This window comes from Collinsella aerofaciens (genome assembly GCF_040920445.1).
Classification (GTDB): Bacteria; Actinomycetota; Coriobacteriia; order Coriobacteriales; family Coriobacteriaceae; genus Collinsella; species Collinsella aerofaciens_BH.
On the sequence record NZ_JBCOTQ010000062.1, the window covers coordinates 10,958 to 11,617 of the forward strand.

Below are 660 nucleotides of genomic sequence, written 5' to 3' on the forward strand. Positions count from 1 at the left end.
GCGTAATCATGAGCCGCTTTTTGTTAGACGCAACGGGCGTGTTGCTCATACGATGATCCTCCCTTCGGTTGAAAACAGTATATACCACTTCTAACTAAACTGTTACAGTTCTGAATGATTTAGGCATATTAGTGACTAAAACCTTAGCGGCCTAAAAATGGATTGTCGTTATTTTTGGCTGTTGTTATGGGTCGAGATAACCCATAGCAGACAAAAGTTGCCAAAAGGGGCATAGCAAATTGCCGAAAAGGGCATAGGGGCGGCGAACGATTCAAATGAAATGGTGGACTGCTGCAACGTTGCATGAATCCACTTTTGACTAAACCTAGGACCCCTCTAGAAGATTTCTAGAGGGGTCCTAGGTTTAGGGTTCACTGGTGATGGCATTCGCTAGTTCGTCGGCGAGCTTAGATATTTGCGTCGATGCATACTCGACGATCTTATCCGGCTCCCCTAAGGAGCCGTGGGCAGCAGATCGTTGCTTTGAATGGCAACGCACTAAGGCGACGGGAGTACTCGGGAGATCTGCCTGTATATTATTTATGCAGCTGATTGAATGGCGACAGGGCCGGCGACGCTGCCGGCCCTGTAACTGTCCACGCGGGACAGGCCGCGCATGTTGAGTTTAACGCGTCTCGTGACTGTTCAGATTCTGTGCAC